This is a genomic window from Streptomyces sp. NBC_01450, from assembly GCF_036227505.1.
Taxonomy (GTDB): Bacteria; Actinomycetota; Actinomycetes; order Streptomycetales; family Streptomycetaceae; genus Streptomyces.
This window is the reverse complement of the sequence record NZ_CP109480.1, coordinates 4,210,217-4,227,970: the sequence shown is the minus strand read 5'-3', so window position 1 is coordinate 4,227,970 and position 17,754 is coordinate 4,210,217. Positions and strand designations below refer to the sequence as shown.

Here is a 17,754-nt window from a genome sequence, read left to right as displayed (position 1 = left end):
GGAACCACCAGGAAGGTGCCGCACGTGCGATCCATCTGGAACGGCGCCATCTCCTTCGGCCTGGTCAGCATCCCGATCAAGCTCGTGAACGCGACGGAGAGCCACTCGGTCTCCTTCCGCCAGATCCACCTCGACGACGGCGGCCGCATCCGGTACCGCAAGGTCTGCGAGGTGGAGGACCGCGAGGTCACCACCGGTGAGATCGGCAAGGCGTACGAGGACGCGGACGGCACGCTGATCCCCATCACGGACGAGGACCTGGCCTCGCTGCCGATCCCCACCGCGAGGACGATCGAGATCGTGGCGTTCGTGCCGGCCGAGCGGATCGACCCGCTCCAGCTGGACACGGCGTACTACCTGGCCGCGAGCGGCGTTCCCGCCACCAAGCCGTACGTCCTGCTGCGTGAGGCCCTCAAGCGCAGCCGGAAGGTCGCCGTCGCGAAGTTCGCACTGCGCGGACGGGAGCGGCTCGGCATGCTGCGAGTGGTGGACGACGTGATCGCCATGCACGGGCTGCTGTGGCCGGACGAGATCCGGTCCACCCAGGAGGTCGCCCCGGACGCGAGCGTGACCGTCCGCGACAAGGAACTCGACCTGGCCGACGCCCTCATGGACACCCTCGGCGAGGTCGACCTCAGCGAACTCCACGACGACTACCGCGAGGCCCTCGAGGAACTCATCGCCGCCAAGGCCTCCGGCGAAATCCCTGCCGCGCCCCCCGCCGCGGAGCGGCCCGGCGGCAAGGTGCTCGACCTGATGGCGGCCCTGGAGAAGAGCGTACGCGCGGCCAAGAAGTCCCGGGGCGAGGAGATCGGCGAGGCGACCGGCACGGAGCCCGGTGAGCCCGCCGAGGTCACCCCGTTGCCCTCCCGCAGGTCGGCCCGTACGGCGCCCAAGGAGGTCGGCGGGAAGAAGTCCACGTCGACCGCGAAGAAGACGGCGGCGAAGAAGACGGCCGCGAAGTCGACGGCGAAGTCGACGGACCACGCGGCCGGCAAGGCGGGGGCGGCCACCAAGTCCACGGCCAAGAAGACGGCGGCCAAGAAGACGTCCGCCAAGAAGGCCACGGCGAAGAAGACGGCCGCGAAGAAGGCCACCGCGCGGGGGCGCGCCTCGGCCTGACCGATCCCCTGGGACACCCGCGGCATCCGGGGCCCGTCACCTCGTACGGAGTGCGAGAGCGCGGCTGAGGAGCCGCGCTCTCGTGCCCGCCGAACCGAAACGAGTTGCCCAGCACAGGGCGAGCGGGGTCCGGCACACGCCGGACCCCGCTCGCCGACGCCGATCGGGCGCCGCACCGTGAGGCGACCTGATCGGTAGGACGGACCTACGTCTTACGGTCCTCGAGCTGGGGGTGCTGCTTGCTCTCGCGCTCCCCGTTCTGGAGCTCGAGCTCCCTGTCCCACCGTGGCGGTGGCGCGGGGGAGGGCGCCCAGGAATCGGCCATGATCCCCTCGGAGCTGAGTACGTCGTCCCCGTAGAGATCCCGCAGCCAGCTGGCCCGGTAGATGGTGTCGAGGTAGCGCTCGCCGAGGTCCGGACCGATGGCCACCGCGGTGAGGTCGCGTGCGTCGTGCCGGTCCAGCCAGTCCGTCGCGCCGCTGACCACCGTGCCCGTGGAGCCGCCGAACACGAATCCGCGCCGGGCCAGTCGGTGGCAGGTACGGACGGTGTCAGCCTCCTCGACTCGTATCACTTCGTCGACGTAGGACTCGTCGAGCAGCGGCGGGCGCATGCTCATCCCCAGGCCCGGAATCATCCGGCGGCCGGGCGGACCGCCGAAGGACACCGAGCCCACACTGTCCACCGCGACGACGCGCACCGGCCGGTGCCATTCCCGGAAGTAGCGCGCGCAGCCCATCAGGGTTCCGGTGGTGCCGGCCCCGACGAACAGCACGTCCAGCTGCGGGAACTGACGGGCGATCTCCGGCGCCGTCCTGCGGTAGTGCGCCTTCCAGTTGCTCGGATTGGTGTACTGGCTGAGCCACACGTACCGGCTGTCGGAGGCGCACAGCGCACGCACGTACTCGATCCGCGCGCCGAGATAGCCACCGTTGGCCTCCTGACCGGCGATCATGTGCACCTGGCTGCCCAGGGCCTCCATCATCATCCTGGTCGACAGGTTGCCGCGGGAGTCCGTCACGCACAGGAACCGGTAGCCCTTGCTCGCCGCGATCATGCTCAGGGCCACGCCGAGGTTTCCGGACGAGGACTCGACCAGGATCGACTCCGGGGTCAGGGCTCCGTCCCGCTCGGCGGCCTCCACCATCTCGACGGCGGCCTTCAACTTGATCGAGCCGGCGAAGTTGAAGCCTTCGCACTTCAGGAAGAGCGAGTGCCCGATGATCGACCGGAGGTCTACATAGAGATCGTCTTCGTTGAAGGCGTGGGGAACGGAAATGACGGGCACGACGGTCTCCTCTATCTGGAGCAGAGCACTTTCGGAATGTCCGTCCGACCGTGGGCGGGCCTTCTCGCTTCCGTGGGCGGGAGCCCGTGTCCATCCGGGTCGGACAGGGCTCTGCGTCAGGGGCCGCTGTCTGCTGCGGCCCGTGTTCGCGGCCGGCTCATCCGTACCGGCTCAGTTCGTGGAAGAAGTCGTCGACGACGTGCAGTTCTCCGCAGCGGGCCACTTCGTCGTAGACGTACTTGCCGACCGCGAGGTCGAGCACCCCGAGGCCGAAGGGCGAGAACACCACCGGCCGGTCCGCCGGCACGGTCACCCGCCCGGCCATCACGTCGTCCAGCGTGCCGTGCACGAACTCCCGGTTGCCCGTGAGCTGCTCGGCCAAATGGGGCGAGGTGTCGGCCTTCAGGCAGTGCTCGATGTCGTCGAGGATGTTGGTCGAGGCGAGCAGGATCTCCGGGGCGAGGTCGCGCAGCGACACATGGAGCACCACCGGGTTGTGGTCGAACCACGACACATCGCTGACATGGGGCTGCCCGGCGACGGTGGCGAAGACCAGCAGGTCGCTGTTACGGATCAGCTGCTCGGCGCTGTCGTGCACGGTGATCCGGCCGGTGGCGCCCGACTGTTCCAGGTAGCACCGGAAGCCCGCCGCGCTGTCGGCGGACAGGTCGTGCACGCCGATCTCGTCGAACGACCAGCCGCTGCCGGCCAGGAACGTGTGGATGTACCGGGCGATCAGGCCCACCCCGAAGAAGCCGACCCGCGTCGGTCGCGACCGGTCGCGGCTGAGCCGGTTGGCGGCCGCGGCGGCCGACGCGGCCGTCCTGGTGGCGCTGATGATCGAGCTCTCCAGGCAGGCGAACGGGTAGCCGGTGTCGTGGTCGTTGAGGATCAGCACGGCCGAGGCCCTCGGGATACCGGCCTTCACGTTCTCCGGGAAGCTGGAGATCCACTTCAGACCGTCCACCCGCACCTCCCCGCCGATCGAGGCGGGCAGCGCGATGATCCGGGAGGAGGGGCGGTCGGGGAACCGCAGGAAGTACGACGGCGGGTTCACCGAGTCACCGGCGCCGTGCACCCGGTAGGTCTCCTCGACCAACTCCACGATCTGCTTCTCGCGTCCGCGCAGCGCGCGCTGGACCTGGGCGCCGGGGATCACCGCGAACGGCGGCACGGTGACCGGCGCGGCGGGCGCGGACTCCGTTGCGGTGGAATGGATGGTGGTCATGGCGCGGTCACCTCGACGGTCGGAGAGCAGTCGGTCAGACGCACCGGGTCGGCCAGGGCGACGAGCACTTCGCGTGGTCCCTCGAAGGGCTCCCTGCTGTGCGCGGTGCGGATGTTGTCGACGAGCATCAGGTCCCCGGCCTGCCACGGCTCGCGCGCGGTGTGGGCCTCGTAGACGCTGTTGAGCGCCTCCACGACGTCCTCGCCGATCGGGTCGCCGTTGCCGAAGCGGGTGTTGAACGGCAGTCCGTCGGCCCCGTAGACGTCCATCAGGTACTCACGCACCTCGGGGGCCATCGTCCACTCGTTGAGGAAGGCGATCTGGTTGAACCAGCAGCGCCGGCCGGTGACGGGGTGACGCACCACGGCGCTGCGGCGCTGCCGGGTGCGCAGCCCACCGTCGGGCTGCCACTCGAAGGTGATGGCGTTGGCGCGGCAGTAGCTCTCGACGGCATCACGGTCCTCGGTGCCGAAGGCCTCGGCCACGGACGCCCCGATCTCGTCGTTGTAGCTGCGGGTGAGCAGCCAGCCCTCGCGCTCGAACCGCTCGGTCAACTCGGCGGGCAGCGCGTCGAGCACGGTCGGTGCGTCGGCGACCGCGGTCGCCCCGCCCTCGGTGGGCGCGCTGAGACAGGCGAACATCATCAGGCCGGGGAACTCGAGCGTGTAGCTCAGTTCGTGGTGCATGCACATGGGCTGGTTCGGCGGCCACTTCGTCGAGGAGTACACGCCGTCGGAGTAGGTCCGTCGGGGCGCGAAGACCTCCTTCTCGGTCATCAGACCGGTGGCGAGCTTCGAGAAGACGGCACCGGTCTCGGCCGCGTCGCGCAGCCCGAGGCCGCGGACCATGACGCAGCCGTGCTCGGCGACGACGGCGCGCAGCGCGTCGCGGTGCCCGGCTGCCCAGCTCGCCGCGCCACCGGTGGCCTCGGCCCGCAGGAGCGGAGGTCTGCCGGGCTGCAGTTCCACGTCGAGCAGCGACGCCGTGGAAGTGGACGACATCTCGATTTCCTTTCCTCAGCCACTCAGTCGGTTGTCACTCAGTCACTTGTCGATGGGTCACTTGTCGGTGAGCCACTTGTCCGTGGGTCACTCGTCGGTTGTCACTGGTCAGTTGTCACTCAGGAAGGAGCGAACAGTTCGGCGACGCGCAGAACGGCCTGTGCCGCTTCGGCCGGACGGGTGCGCGGGAAGTAGTGGCCACCGTCGGAGAGCTCGTGCAGGTCGACCTGTTCGGCCAGGAGCTGCCAGTCGTGGTGGCGGTGGTGGTGGTCCGCCGTGCTCGGGTCGTCGGCGGCGACGACCACGGTGACCGGCGCGGACAGCTTCGGTGTCGGCGGGCTGTCCAGGAGGTCGGCGAAGTAGCGGTGTGCGGATACGCAGTCGTGCCGGTAGGCGGCACCCACGTGTTCGGCGTGCCGCGCATCCAGCTCGTCGAGTTCGGTGTACCCGCCGTCCGCGCTCAGCTTCGCGGCGATCGCGGCGTCGCTCAGTTCGGTCAGCTCGGCGATGGTGGCGCGCCGCTCGGCGGCGTTGCCGAGCAGTTGCGCGCCGAGGAACACCCGCTGGACGTCCACCCCGCGCTCCTGCAGCCTTCTGGCCGTCTCCACGGCCGGCGCGGCGCCCGAGGAGTGGCCCCACAGCAGGATCCTGGTCAGGCCACGCCGGACGATCTCGTCGACGACCTGTTCGACCACCCGTGTCATCGGAGCGAACGGCTCGCTCTCGGCGGCCATGTCGTGACCGGGCAGCTCGACGGCGTAGACCGCGGGCTCACCATCCGGCAGGGCCCTGGCCAGCGGCTGGAAGTTGACCGCGTTGCCGCCGGCGTAGGGGAAGCACACCAGGGCCCCGGCCTGCGCCCCGTCCGATCCCGACAGCCGGTGCAGCAGCCCCGGGCGTCGCTCGGACCCGCCGTCGACCAGCCCGGCGAGGTCGGCGAGGACCGGGTGACGCGTGACGTCCTTGAGGGACACCGCACGGTCCAGGGTGATCGCCAGCTTCACCGCCGACAGCGAGGTGCCGCCCCGGTCGAAGAAGTGGTCCAGCCGTCCGATCTGGTCCTGCGGGATGCCGAGCACCTTCGACCACGCGGCCGCCAGCCGATGCTCGGTCGGTGTGTTCGGCGCCTGGTAGTCGTCCTGGACGACGCCGAGTTCTCCGGCGAGCGTCTGCAGCATCTTCCGGTCGATCTTGCTGTTGGCGGTCAGCGGCAGGCTTTCGCGCCAGTGGAAGGCCGACGGGACCATGTACTCGGGCAGCGACTCCCCGAGCCGGGCGGGCAGCACGTCGCCGTCGAGGGCCCGCGGGCCGGAGTAGAACGCCACCAGGTGCTTGCTCTGATCGGCCCGCTCGGCGACCACCACCGCGCCGTCGCGCACCCCCGGCACCCGCAACAGGGTGTTCTCGATCTCGCCGATCTCGATCCGGAAGCCACGGATCTTCACCTGGGTGTCCCGGCGGCCGAGGAACTCCAGCTTGCCTCCGGGCTGCCAGCGGCCGTAGTCGCCGCCCCGGTAGAGCCGGGCGCCGTAACGGTGCGGATCGGCCAGATAGGCCTGTTGGGTGCGCTCGGGGTCGTTGATGTATCCGCGGCCGACGCAGACGCCGGAGAAGACGATCAGACCGGGGGCGCCGAGCGGCACCGGTGTGAGGTGCTCGTCGACGACGTAGACGTGCACGTTGTTGACCGCGCGGCCGAGCAGGATGCGGTCCGGCGCCCGGTCCATGACCTCGTGGTTGGTGTCGTCCGAGGTCTCGGTCAGCCCGTAGGCGTTGACCAGCTTGATCCCGGGCTGGACGGCGAACCAGCGCTCCGTGAGCTCCTTCTTCAACGCCTCGCCGGTGACCGACACGCACCGCAGGTCCGGCAGTTCGCGGGGGTGCTGCCGCAGGCAGGACTCGACGACGTCCAGATAGGAAGGTACGAGCTGGAGGACGGCGACCCGGCCGTCGACGACCTTGTCGACGAACCGCTGTACGTCGAGGATCACCTCCTGCTCCACCAGCAGTGTCCGCCCGCCGACCAGAAGCCCGGACACCAGCTGCCACAGCGAGATGTCGAAGCACTGGGGCGCGGTCTGCGCGACCACCTGTCCCTCGCCGATCTCCAGGTCGTCGATCTTGGCGTACAGGTGGTTGAGCATGCCCGCGTGCTCGCACATCGCGCCCTTGGGCTCGCCCGTGGAGCCGGAAGTGAAGTAGATGTAGGCGAGTTGGTCCGGTGCGACGGGCAGGCCCAGATCGTCGTCGGCATGGTCCTCGGCGTAGGCCGCGTCGATGAAGACCTTCCGGATCCCGGGCAGGGAGTCGAGGGCCTGGTCGAGGGTGGTGGTGCTGCCGTGTTCGGCGAGCACGAGGGCGCACTCGGCGCGCGAGAGCGTGGTCGCGATGCGACCGGCCGGGAAGTGCGGCTCGATGGGCAGATACACGCCCCCGGCCTTGAAGACCGCCAGGACCGCGGCCGGCCAGTCCAGGGTGCGCTCGGTCACCACCGCGACCACGCCCTCCTGGCGCAGCCCCCGTGCCAGCAGCGCTCGTGCCAGCCGGTTGGCCCGGGCGTTGAGCTCGCGGTAGGTCCATTGCCGTTCACCGTGTACGGCCGCGACGGCGTCCGGGTGTTCCCGCACCCGCTGTTCGAACAGCTCGTGCATCCGGCGGTCCGGCAGTTCCCGGCGCGGTCCGCCGAGCCCATCGAGCTGGAAGTGGAGTTCCTCGGGGGAGAGCAGACTCTGCCGCCCGTGCTCGGCATCCGGACCGGCGGCGATCAGCGCAAGTGCGGTGACGTGGTAACCGGCGATCCTGGCGGCGCAGTCCGCGTCGAGTACGTCGGTGCGATACCGCAGCCGCAGCACGAGCCGGCTGCCCTGCCCGGAGAACCCGACCCACAACACGGTGTCCTCGGCCAGGTCGCCACCGATGCCGCCCGGATCGAACACGGCCTCGAACGGCGGTTCCGTCAGGCCGAGTTCACGCCTGAGGTCGTCAACCGGAAAGCCCTGGTGGGCCAGGAGCTCGGACTCGGCCCGACGGGCGTTCAGCAGCAACGTCCGCCACGTCGCGGTCTCGGTCGTCATTCGGCAGGGCAACGGCCGGCCGCCGTCGGCGGGGACATAGCCGGACACGATCTCGCGCTCACCGGACAGCGCGGCGAGCACCTTGGCGTGCGCGGCCAGCAGCACCGAGTCGAGCGGCACTCCCAGATCCTGCGCCAGCCCGCGCAACGGTCCTACGACGTCCTCCGGGACCGTCGCCTCATGGTCGGCGACGCCCGTGACCGGATGGAGCGTCCATCGCGGCAGCGCGGTGAATCCACCGGCTGCGAGCTGACCGCGCCAGAACTCCCGATCGGCTTCCACGTGCACTCCCATCGAATCTTCCCGTCCGCTCACGGTCGCTCCGGTTCCGCCGGCCGCTGGTCGGGGCGGCGTCGCAGTCGTCGTTGTTTGCTCGGCAGTTCAGCGGGGCGGCCATCCTGTTCGGCCGGCTGGGCGGGCCGGCCGAGGCGGCCACGCTGTGCCTCGTATGCCAGTGCGGCGGGCTGATAGGGGGCATCGCGGGTTTCCACGGCGGGATTTCCGCCCCATCGAGCGCTCTCCGGGACTTCCTCGCCCTTCATGAGGAAGGAGTCGGAGGCGAGTTCGGCGCCGTCGCCCATCGTCACGCCGTAGTGGACGTGCGCGCCGACACCGAGGGTGCAGCCGTCGCCGAGCGTGCTGCGGTCGGACTTGAAGGTGCCGTCCTCCTGCGAGTGGCACTGGATCTTGCTTCCCGCGTTGAGCGTGCAGTCGTTCCCGATGGTGGTGAGCGTCCGCTCCGTCAGATAGCAGCCGTCATCGAAGACCCTGCTACCGATCCGGACACCCAGCATCCGCCAGATCACGTTCTTGAAAGGGGTGCCGTTGAAGACGTTGAGGTAGTGGTCAGGCACCTTCCAGAGGCGCTCGTGCCACCAGAAGTACGGTTCGTAGATGGAACACAACTGCGGTCGCAGTCCGCGGAATCCCGCGATGCAGCGCTCCACCAGCACGAAGTAGACAGGTGTGAAAGCAAGGCTGAATACCAGGAACGCGGCGATCAGTACATGCCCGTAGGAATCGTACACATCGACGTCCGCGAGAGCGACCACGGTGAGAACGAAGAAGTAGATCCACCGGAGAATCAGGAAGAGACCCATCGAGCTGAGGTTGTAGCGGTTCTTCGCGGCGAGACTGCGACGAAACTCTTCGCCGTTGCGGAGATGGTCGAACCGGGAGTCGCGCTCGACCGACCGGGGAATCTCGAAACACGGCGAGCCCAGCAGGCCCACTCCCTCGCGTACCTCGCCGTCGAGCGGAATCATCACCTTCGTCGCGAGGAGGCAGTTCTCGCCCGTCCTGGCTCCGGAGGGATAGGCGATGTTGTTCCCGATGAAGTTGCGTGGCCCGATCGAGGCCCGGGACACCCGAAAGGAGGTGCTCGAGTAGTCCGCGTTGACGATGGAGAGTCCGTCGGCGATCATCGTTCCGCTGCCGACGGAAACCATATACGGGGTCTCGTGCTGCACTTCCGTGCCGAAGTTCGACCCGGTCTGCTCGACCTTGGACAAGTCGTATCCCAGGCCGCGCAGATAAGGGACGACGTAGGAGCTGTCACCGAACAGCCATTTGAAGAACTTCAGGTTGGTCATGCGCGCGATCGCTCGGTGCGTCGAGTAGTGAAAGCCGTACAGCGGATAGACCTTGTCCGGCTGGATGAACAGGTTCAGCAGGCGCGGAACGGTGCACAGCACGGCCAGGCCGAAGACGACGAATCCGAAGAACAGCACGAACGACAGGACCAGCGCGTCGATGTAGAGACCCGACGAGGTGAATCCCCCTGAGCCCGGGCCCAGTCGGCTGTGCAGCGCCGGAATCAGGTCGAGCAGCAGGTACGCACCTCCGACGGTCAGTGGCACGTAGAGGAAGAACACCTGAAGGATGGTGAGGAAGCCGAAGCCGGCCCGGCGCAGTGTGCCGCACTTGACCGGTTCGATCCTCAGGTAGTCGTGCTCCGTGGGCTGTGCCGGGGATCCGTGCCAGCGCAGGCCGGCCGGGATCGCCTGGCCGCTGTACAGCGTGGACGTGTGGCCGAGTTGAGCGCCGTCGCCCATCGACGTGTCGATGTCGAGCACGGTCTTCTCGCCGATGAGCACGTCCCGTCCGAGGGTGACCCGGCCGGTCTGGATACGGCCGGCGTGCGCCCGGTAGCAGGGGAAGAACGAGTCCTTGCGGATCACGGCGCCGGCGCCGATCGTGAGCAGGTCGGGACAGGCCGGAACGTTGTGGGAGAGGATCGTGACCCCCTTGCCGATCCGGGCGCCCAGGGCGCGCAGGTACAGCACGTAGAGGGGGTTGCCGACGAAGAAGATCATCGGGTTGGCGTGGATCATCACCTTGACGATCCAGAAGCGCAGATACGTCAGTCCCCAGATCGGGAACTCGCGCGGTTTCCACCGGCCGATCAGAAGCCATTTGGCCAGGATCGGGAAGGTGCACAGAGCGACGAAGCCGATGCCGCCGAAGATGAGCGATCGCAGGTAGATGTGGATCGCGTCCGTCCCGGCGGAGACCCATGAATAGCCTCGGTCCGTGACGAGTCCGGCGAGGTAGGAATATCCCGCGAAGAACAGGAACTGCAGTGTTCCGCAGAGGATGTACCGCGCCGAGCCGGCCTTCGTCACCACCGTGGCCGGTACCGGGACCGACGACTCGCCGGGAACGGGCTCGGCTTCCGCGAGCCCCGCCGCCAGACTTCGGATCGTCGGGTACCGGTAGATGTCCTTCATCGAGGCGGAGGGAAGGTCCGCCCGCTTCCTGACCCGTGCGCAGAATTGGGCCATCACCAGTGAGTTGGCGCCGAGATCGTCGAAGAAGTGGCTCTCGACCGATACTCGCTCGACGCTGATGACGTCGGCCAACACCTCGGCGAGGTCTCTCTCGATGCCGCTCTTCGGTCCGGTGTTCCCGTGCTTGTCGAGTTCGTATTCACCCGGACCATGCATCAGGACTTCGACGGACTTCTCCTCCATACGAGCTCCTTGAGGACCTTTCGAATGCCGCCTGCCATGACGGTCGGCGCTCTGCACTCGCGCTTTTCGATGGCCGGAGCGAGTAATCCGGAAGTCATGAGATCGGATCTGTTGTCCGGTCACAAAACCGTTGACTCAGTCTTATCCGCCCACCCGTGGGGCTGCCACTCGAACCGGATCGTGTCGGCATGGCACTGTCCTTCGACGGCGTCAAGGGTTCTCGCTGCTGACGCCCCCGACGTCGGCGGCACAGAGCGCTCTCCACCCGTTTTCGCGCCTTGTCCACGACTCCGCCCGACGGCGAGGCGATGCGTTGCGCACGGGATTCGCCTTACTGCGTATGGGTGGCGCGTACCTGATGCGGAAGAGCGGGCGGCGACCGCCGACGGGGTCGCGGACGCGAAGGACTGCGAGGCGGTGGAGGACTGTGGGGAGATGGAGAGCCACGGGGATGCGGAGGACTGTGGGGATGCGGAGCGCTGTGGGGACGCGTGGAGCGTGCTGTGGGGCGCGGGGGTGTTGCCGGAGGTTCGGGATCGTCCGTTCCGCGTCGACCGGGCCCCTCCCGATGGCGCGGGGGCGTCCACGCAGGAGATCGCCGCCGCATCCCACCACCACCACGAGCCGGAGGCGCCCACGCGGTCGCGTGGGCGCCTCCGGCTCGGACCGGGATCCTGTTACCGCTGGGCAGGGGGCGCCGCGTGTCCCGAGGGCGCCTTCTTTGTGCCGGGTACGCGGACCAGGTCCACGTCGCGCGCCCGGACGTAGGCGATCCGGTGGCCGAACTGGATCTCGTAGTACTCCTCCCGGCCCGTCACCACCAGGCTCGGTGTGTCGCTGAAGGTCGACCGGTCGATGTAGGAGCCGACGGGCCGGGACTGCGCCACGTACCGCTGCCCCGCGAGGAGGTTGTACGGGAGTGGGGACTCGGACTGCTGCTCCACTCCCTCCGGGTAGGCCTCCTCCTCCGGGAGGGCACGCCCGAACACCGGGATCTCGCTCAAGCCCTCCTTCGGAGTCACGAACCGGCCGCTCGCGCCGACGGCCGTCGGATGGTTCTTCGGGTTCTTGAACCACGCCTTGCGGCCCAGGTACCAGATCGCCGTCCAGTCGCCACTGCGTCCGGCGACCGCGTAGCTCTGGCCCGCGGAGACCCGTGACCCCAGGTCGTTGACGTCGTCCGTGGAGTCCTCGCCGTCGGGGCGCCGGCCCGGGTCCTGGATCAGTGCCGCGTGCTCGTTCGGCTCGGTGTACAGGCGGACGGCGCTGGAGCCGTGCGGCGCGCACTTCACACCGCTCTTGACGCACCCCGTGAACGGCGGCTTGTGGGTGGCGAAGTCCGGCAGCACGGTCACCAGGTCGCTGTCGGGCCCGGCCGTGGCACGCAGGGGCGCGCCGAGGAGGTCGAAGTAGTGCCGCCAGTCCCAGAAGGGGCCGGGGTCGTCGTGCATGCCGGGGATGCTCGAGGCGGTCGGCGACGCCACGTTGTCATGGCCGAAGATGTGCTGCCGGTCGAGCGGGATGTCGTACTTCTTCGCCAGGTAACGCACCAGTTTGGCCGAGGTCTGGTACATCTGCTCCGTGTACCAGGCGTCGGGCTGCCTGAGGAATCCCTCGTGCTCGATGCCGATCGAGCGGGCGTTCACGAACTGGTTCCCGGAGTGCCAGGCCACGTCCTTGGTCCTGATGTGCTGGGTGACATGGCCGTCCTTGGAGCGGATCGAGTAGTGCCAGGACGCCTCCGTCGGGTCCTGCACGGTCTGACGCATGGACGGCAGGTCCGCCTCCGTGTCGTGGATGACGATGTACTCGATCTTCTGGTCCCTGGGCCGGTCGGCCAGATCGTGGTTGCCGTAGTCGCCGTTGTCGTCGTACTCGACGTACGGCGCGGCGAGCCAGTCGCAGGTCAGCTCCGCGGGGCACTCGACCTCCTTGGGCCGCCGTGCGGTCTCGGGGTGGGGGGTGCGGGGGCGCACGCCCGGGCTGGCGGGGAGGGTGACCTGCTGTCCGGAATCGGTGGTGCGTCGCGCGCCCTTGCGGATCAGCGCGAACACGTTGTTCGCGTACTCCGCCGCCGACGCGGTGTCTCCCGTCCCCGGGAAGCGCGCCACCGCCTCCCACCAGTCCGCGGGGTTGGTGCTGAGCGGCTTGCCGAGCTGACGTTGTGTCTCCGCGAGGAGCGCCGCACCTCCGCGTACATTGGCCTTGGCGTCGGTCCGCAGTCGCGCCACCGGGGCTCCGATCAGGCCGGCGGCCCGGCGCAGGTCCGCGGGCTGCGCGGAGCGTCCGACCGAGGAGCTCGCCCCGGGCGAGGCCGAGGGCCCCGCCGCGGCCGCGGGCGGCTGGGTACCTCCGCGGTGCGCATCCGACGGAGCCGGTGTCGGGGACTTGTCCTTGGCCTTGGCCTGGCGGGTGTCCACCAGGTGCATCGGCCCGTAGCCGCCGAGGACGCTCGGGGTGCCCGGCCGGGCGTCCCATCTCGACTGCAGGTAGGACACGCCCAGGAGCACACTGCGCGGTACGTGGTACTCGTCCGCGGCGTCCGTGAAGACGTTCTGCAGCTGGCGGTCGGCCGCCGTCCCGCCGGTGCACGCCGCCGGGCCGGCCAGCAGCGGCATCAGGAGCGCCGCGGAGGCGGTCATGCGGACTGTACGGCGGTGCTCGCGTGGGGAGTTGGGGACACGGGGGGCGACACGTCTTCTCATCGCAAGGGTCTCCAATCATGCTCGTCGCAATCAGGACAAAGGAGTTGCCCTCTGCATCACCCCCCGTACGTTTCCGTGCTCGACACGCCCCGTCGCGCCAAGCGTCACTGGTGTGGCCCAGCCACCCGGCAGAGGCCACCCGGTCGGCGGCAGAACGTCGGCCACGGCGGCGAGTCGGCGCGAGCCCTTCGCACCGCAGTCCGCACGGCAGTCCGCACCGCAGTCCGTGCGGCAGTCCGTCCCGTCGTAGCGCAGCGCGAGCCCCCGTACCTCGCGGGGCGGTACGGGGGCTCGGTGTGAGGGTTCGGCGTCGGGGTTCGGTGTGCGGGTCCGGCTCAGTCCTGGACCGGGTCCACCTGCCAGTCGGGGTGCCCCGGCATGGGCGGGGTGCGGTCCCCGTACAGCCACGGGGTCAGGAACGGCTTCAGGTCCTCGCCGGCGACCTCGGACGCGAGCGCGACGAAGTCTCCGGTGCCGGCCACCCGTCCCTGGTACTTCGTCACCCAGGACCGCTCGATCTTCTCGAAGGTCCCCTCGCCGACCTTCTCCCGAAGGGCGTAGAGCACCAGCGCCGAACCGTCGTAGCGCACCTTCTTGAACAGGGCCGCCTCGGTGCGGGGTTCGGCGGGCGCTCCGTCGTCGTGACGCCACTGGTCGTGGTGCTCGTACGCCGCCCGCATCACGGACTCGAGGCTTTCACCGTCGTGCGCGTCGGAGTAGAGACGATCGTAGAAACGGGCGTGCCCCTCGCTCAGCCACAGGTCGGACCACCGCCGGATGGCCACGCTGTCGCCGGTCCACTGATGGGTCAGCTCGTGCACGAGGTCGCGTTCGGCCTCGACCCGGTCACCCTGCAGGTCGCCCTTCGGTACGAGCGACAGTGACTGCGTCTCCAGCGCCACCGGCAGGTCGGTGTCTCCCACCAGTACGCCATAACGGGGAAAGGGGTACGGGCCGAGCCGCTGTTCCAGCCAGGTCAGGTGCGCGGGCGTGAGCGAGCGGTAGGCCGCGGTCTTGGTGACCAGGTCACTGGGGACCACGTCCCGGACGGGCAGCCCGTGCGGACCGGTGCTCTCGACGAACGTGAACTTCCCGATCGCCATCTGCACCAGCTGCGCGGCGACCGGCTGCTCGGAGTCGTACGTCCACCGGACCCGTCCGTCGGGCTGCGGGACGCGCTCGACGAGCCGCCCGTTGGCCACCGCGCTGACGCCCGGTGGAGTGGTGATGAGGAAGGTGACCGGCGCCCGCAGACTCGGATGGTCGTTCGTCGGGAAGACCATCTTGGCCCCGTCGGGCTGTGGATAGAGCACGGTTCCGTCGGGCGTGGGCACCCAGCCGTAGTCTCCGATCGCGTCGCCGCGGTGCCGTTGCTGCGTCGGGTCGGCGGTGTAGGCGACCCGCACGGTGAAGGTGCCGCCCTGGGGAATCGGTTTCGCGGGAGTCACGACGAGCTCGTCACCGTCGCGTACGGCCCTCGCCGGCAGGTCGTCGACGGTGACCGAGCCCAGCGTGTTGCCCGCGAAGTCGAGGTCGAAACGGGACAGGGCCTGCGTGGCGCTCGCGCTGATGGTGGTGCTGGCATCGAAGCGCGTCCTGGGCGCCCGCCAGTCGAAGGCGAGCGTGTAGCGGCGGACCGTGTACCCCCCGTTGCCGTCGAGCGGCAGGAGCGGGTCGCCGATGCCTGGGGCGCCGGGGGAGCCGGCGGAGGAGGTGGTCTTGGAGGGGGTGGTGGTGGCGAGGGTGCCTGGGTGGGCGGGGGAGGGGTGGTCTTTGTGAGGGAGGACGCCGACGAGGACGACGGCACCGCCGATCCCGATGACGCCGGTGAGGGCGAGGAGGAGGGGCGTGCGGCGGGTGCGCAGGCCCGGGAGACCACGGAGGCCACGGAGGCCCGGGAGACCACGGAGACCGTGGCGGTCGCGCGGGCCGCGGAACTGGTTCGGCTGCCGGGGGTCGTGGATCTCCATGGCCGCACTATGTCAGCAGGATCGGCTCATAACGGCCTATTTCGGCGCACACGCCTGTCGATCGTCTCGCGGTCGGTCACCTCGCGCGGGTCCGCTCGGCAAGAACCGGGGATAGGTCCCCGGTTGATCCGCTTGCATGCTAGCGTCAATGCGGGAAACGGGGAGTGGTCCCCGTTAGTGGGGAGGGCGGACGTGGCGGATACGGCGCTGGTGTTGGGCGGGGGCGGACTGACCGCGTACGCATGGCAGGTCGGCATGCTGGCGGGGCTGGCCGACGCGGGGGTGGACCTGGGCGGCGCGGACGTGCTCGCGGGCACGTCCGCCGGCTCACTGCTGGCCGTGGAACTGGCCGCAGGAGCAGCGCCGTCCGATCTGTACGAGGTACAGATCGCCCGGAAGCGAGCCATGATGGAGGTGGACTTCACCTTCGCCATGACGGTCAAGTACCTGTGGGCCGCGCTTGGTTCGCGCGATCCGAAGACCGTGGTCAAACGACTGGCCCGGCTTGCGCTGAACGTGCGCGACGTGACGGAGGCCGAGGTCATCGACGCGATCCGTCCCCAACTGCCGCTCCAGGACTGGCCGGAGAGGCCCGTGCGGCTATTCGCGGTGGATGCGCTCACCGGCGAGCCGACCGGCTTCAGCGCCGACAGCGGGATCGACCTGGTGACGGCGATGTCGGCCACGTGCGCGCTGCCGCCGCTGTTCCCGCCGATCACGATCGGGGCGGGGCGCTGGATGGACGGGGGCGTACGCTCCACGACCAACGCGGACTTGACGAGCGACTGCCGGCGGGTCGTCGTGCTGGCCCCGATCCCCAACGTGCCGGGGGCGACTCCGAGCGCCTCCGAGCAGGTGGCCTCCCTCGTGGCAGGCGGTACCCGGGCCGCCCTGCTGGTCCCGGACCGAGCGGCCCGCCGCGCGTTCGGCCGCAACCCATTGGACGCGTCCCGCATCCCGGGTGCGGCCCAGGCGGGACTACGACAGGCGGCCGAGTACGCCGAACAGATCCGAGCCGTCTGGCACGGCTGAGCGGCGACCGAGTTCGAGACCCGAGAGGGCCCGCCGAGCACGGTGGCCGGCGGGCGGTCCGGTGCGTCGGCGGGCCGGCGGACTGGTGACCTGGAACGTAGTCGTTGTCCCAGGTCCACGCGGTTCTCCGATGGGCCCTCAGTGCCTCGGCCGGCGACATCACAAGGAGAGCCGCACTCCCCCCCAGCCGGGGACCACCCGCCGCGGGAGCCTTGATGCGCCCGCCGGGCGCCCCAACGGGGCCCCTGGCCGGACGAGGACGAAGAGCCGTACCCACTGCCCTTCCACCCCCTGGAGCTGGGCGAAGACGCGCCGCGCGCGCTCTGCGGCTTCGTCCCTGATAGATCGCTGGCCTGTGACAAGATCGCGGCCGCGATTGATGTGAGCCCGGTCGCACCACGGACGCCGGACGGGCCACCCCCGCCTTCCTGTCCTCTCGAGAGGCATCGAGTCGAACAACTGTACGATAACGATTGCGGAACCGAGGGGAAATAGGTAAAGGTGTTACGGTTATTTCATTGGATTCGTTAGAGCTGCTCGCAGGAGTTGGTTCCCTACTGGAACGGCTGGAAAATGACCGACAAGACGACGCCGACGTATCTGGGCAGCGGCGACCCGGCGCGGCAGCGCACGGACTACTACCCCTCTTGGCTGGACAACCTTGCCGACGATGTGACGATGGAGGGCTCGGTTCTGAACGGGATCGTGCGCGGGGCCGAGGACGTTCGCACGGTGCTGGCCTATGCGCGCACTCTGTACGAGTACCAGGACTTCATCTACATCGGTGAGTATGGAGAGAATGGATTCGTCGAGGACTACACGTCGAAGGTGCGCGGTGAGCCGATCGCGAACATCGCCGTCGTCTACCGGAACCCAGAGGGGCAGACGCAACACCTTGTGGTGAACCACCGTCCGCTGCCGTCGGTCCTGCTTTTCTCTCGGTTGTTGGGCGAGCACTTTTCCGGGACACGGTACGCACAGTATTTCGCTGCCCCGTCGGCCGCTGCCGAGCGCGACTAAGGGCGAGATCTCATACCCATGTCGCAATCCATGCGCGTGCTCGTAGCCGAAAAGGCTGGCGACGCGCGCGGCGCCCGCCGGCCGTTCGCCTGGCTCCAGGCAAGTGGCTGCAAACAGTTGTCAGGGCCTCCCGGATCTGGAATACGGAAGCGACACAGTGACCGAGGTCCCCGACAGTGCGTGTGAGTGATCGCGCGGGGCATCGTCAGGACTCTTCGATCTTCCAAATAGACGATGACCTTTACAGCCTCGTGCCGGGCCGTATTCGGCTGTTTGGCCAACGAAAAGAGATGCTGTGCCGGGCGTCGCGAGCGTCAAAGGTCTTCGACCTGTGATCATGGA

General features: G+C 68.9%; 11 protein-coding genes. 4 read left to right on the top strand and 7 right to left on the bottom strand.

Annotation, left to right across the window (positions count from 1 at the left end):
* The first annotated feature begins 24 nt into the window (after nt 1–24).
* Nucleotides 25–1,122 carry a non-homologous end joining protein Ku gene (ku, locus tag OG568_RS18765; RefSeq protein WP_443077697.1) on the top strand — a complete coding sequence of 366 codons (1,098 nt, stop codon included), beginning with the start codon at nt 25–27 and terminating at the stop codon, nt 1,120–1,122.
* A gap of 205 nt (nt 1,123–1,327) precedes the next feature.
* On the opposite strand, the gene sbnA is transcribed toward ku, so the two are convergent.
* From sbnA to OG568_RS18730, 7 genes are all read right to left on the bottom strand, one after another.
* On the bottom strand, nt 1,328–2,410 hold the full coding sequence (sbnA, locus tag OG568_RS18760; protein WP_329532416.1) for a 2,3-diaminopropionate biosynthesis protein SbnA: 1,083 nt from the start codon (nt 2,408–2,410) through the stop codon (nt 1,328–1,330).
* 157 nt (nt 2,411–2,567) lie between these two features.
* The gene (gene sbnB / locus OG568_RS18755; RefSeq protein WP_329532415.1) at nt 2,568–3,638 is read right to left on the bottom strand and encodes a 2,3-diaminopropionate biosynthesis protein SbnB; all 1,071 of its coding nucleotides are present in this window, start codon (nt 3,636–3,638) and stop codon (nt 2,568–2,570) included.
* A complete protein-coding gene (locus OG568_RS18750; RefSeq protein ID WP_266585778.1) occupies nt 3,635–4,639 on the bottom strand; it encodes a TauD/TfdA family dioxygenase in 1,005 nt (334 codons plus the stop codon). Before OG568_RS18750 ends, sbnB begins: the two co-directional genes overlap by 4 nt.
* Before the next feature lie 119 nt (nt 4,640–4,758).
* On the bottom strand, nt 4,759–8,007 hold the full coding sequence (locus OG568_RS18745; protein WP_329532414.1) for a non-ribosomal peptide synthetase: 3,249 nt from the start codon (nt 8,005–8,007) through the stop codon (nt 4,759–4,761).
* A gap of 17 nt (nt 8,008–8,024) precedes the next feature.
* Nucleotides 8,025–10,685, bottom strand: a complete 2,661-nt coding sequence (locus tag OG568_RS18740) for a Pls/PosA family non-ribosomal peptide synthetase (protein WP_443077696.1) — start codon at nt 10,683–10,685, stop codon at nt 8,025–8,027.
* Nucleotides 10,686–11,362: 677 nt separating this feature from the next.
* Nucleotides 11,363–13,327 carry an N-acetylmuramoyl-L-alanine amidase gene (locus OG568_RS18735; RefSeq protein ID WP_329532413.1) on the bottom strand — a complete coding sequence of 655 codons (1,965 nt, stop codon included), beginning with the start codon at nt 13,325–13,327 and terminating at the stop codon, nt 11,363–11,365.
* A gap of 398 nt (nt 13,328–13,725) precedes the next feature.
* Nucleotides 13,726–15,360, bottom strand: coding sequence for a M1 family metallopeptidase (locus OG568_RS18730; protein WP_329532412.1), 1,635 nt, complete (start codon nt 15,358–15,360; stop codon nt 13,726–13,728).
* 192 nt (nt 15,361–15,552) lie between these two features.
* Between OG568_RS18730 and OG568_RS18725 the strand changes: the two genes are divergently transcribed.
* The 3 genes from OG568_RS18725 (at nt 15,553) to OG568_RS18720 (ending at nt 17,412) form a co-directional block, all read left to right on the top strand.
* The gene (locus OG568_RS18725) at nt 15,553–16,392 is read left to right on the top strand and encodes a patatin-like phospholipase family protein (RefSeq protein WP_329532411.1); all 840 of its coding nucleotides are present in this window, start codon (nt 15,553–15,555) and stop codon (nt 16,390–16,392) included.
* Between the two features lie 276 nt (nt 16,393–16,668).
* Nucleotides 16,669–16,887, top strand: a complete 219-nt coding sequence (locus OG568_RS61470; protein WP_443077872.1) for a hypothetical protein — start codon at nt 16,669–16,671, stop codon at nt 16,885–16,887.
* A gap of 78 nt (nt 16,888–16,965) precedes the next feature.
* A complete protein-coding gene (locus tag OG568_RS18720) occupies nt 16,966–17,412 on the top strand; it encodes a hypothetical protein (protein WP_329532410.1) in 447 nt (148 codons plus the stop codon).
* The last annotated feature ends 342 nt before the right edge of the window (nt 17,413–17,754 follow it).

What these genes read in the sequence shown, in the direction of transcription:
- sbnB (WP_329532415.1), bottom strand. Translation starts at nt 3,638, where the DNA reads ATGACCACCATCCATTCCACCGCAACGGAGTCCGCGCCCGCCGCGCCG.
- OG568_RS18750 (WP_266585778.1), bottom strand. Translation starts at nt 4,639, where the DNA reads ATGTCGTCCACTTCCACGGCGTCGCTGCTCGACGTGGAACTGCAGCCC.
- OG568_RS18745 (WP_329532414.1), bottom strand. Translation starts at nt 8,007, where the DNA reads ATGGGAGTGCACGTGGAAGCCGATCGGGAGTTCTGGCGCGGTCAGCTC.
- OG568_RS18740 (WP_443077696.1), bottom strand. Translation starts at nt 10,685, where the DNA reads ATGGAGGAGAAGTCCGTCGAAGTCCTGATGCATGGTCCGGGTGAATAC.
- OG568_RS18735 (WP_329532413.1), bottom strand. Translation starts at nt 13,327, where the DNA reads ATGACCGCCTCCGCGGCGCTCCTGATGCCGCTGCTGGCCGGCCCGGCG.
- OG568_RS18730 (WP_329532412.1), bottom strand. Translation starts at nt 15,360, where the DNA reads ATGGAGATCCACGACCCCCGGCAGCCGAACCAGTTCCGCGGCCCGCGC.
- OG568_RS18720 (WP_329532410.1), top strand. Translation starts at nt 16,966, where the DNA reads ATGACCGACAAGACGACGCCGACGTATCTGGGCAGCGGCGACCCGGCG.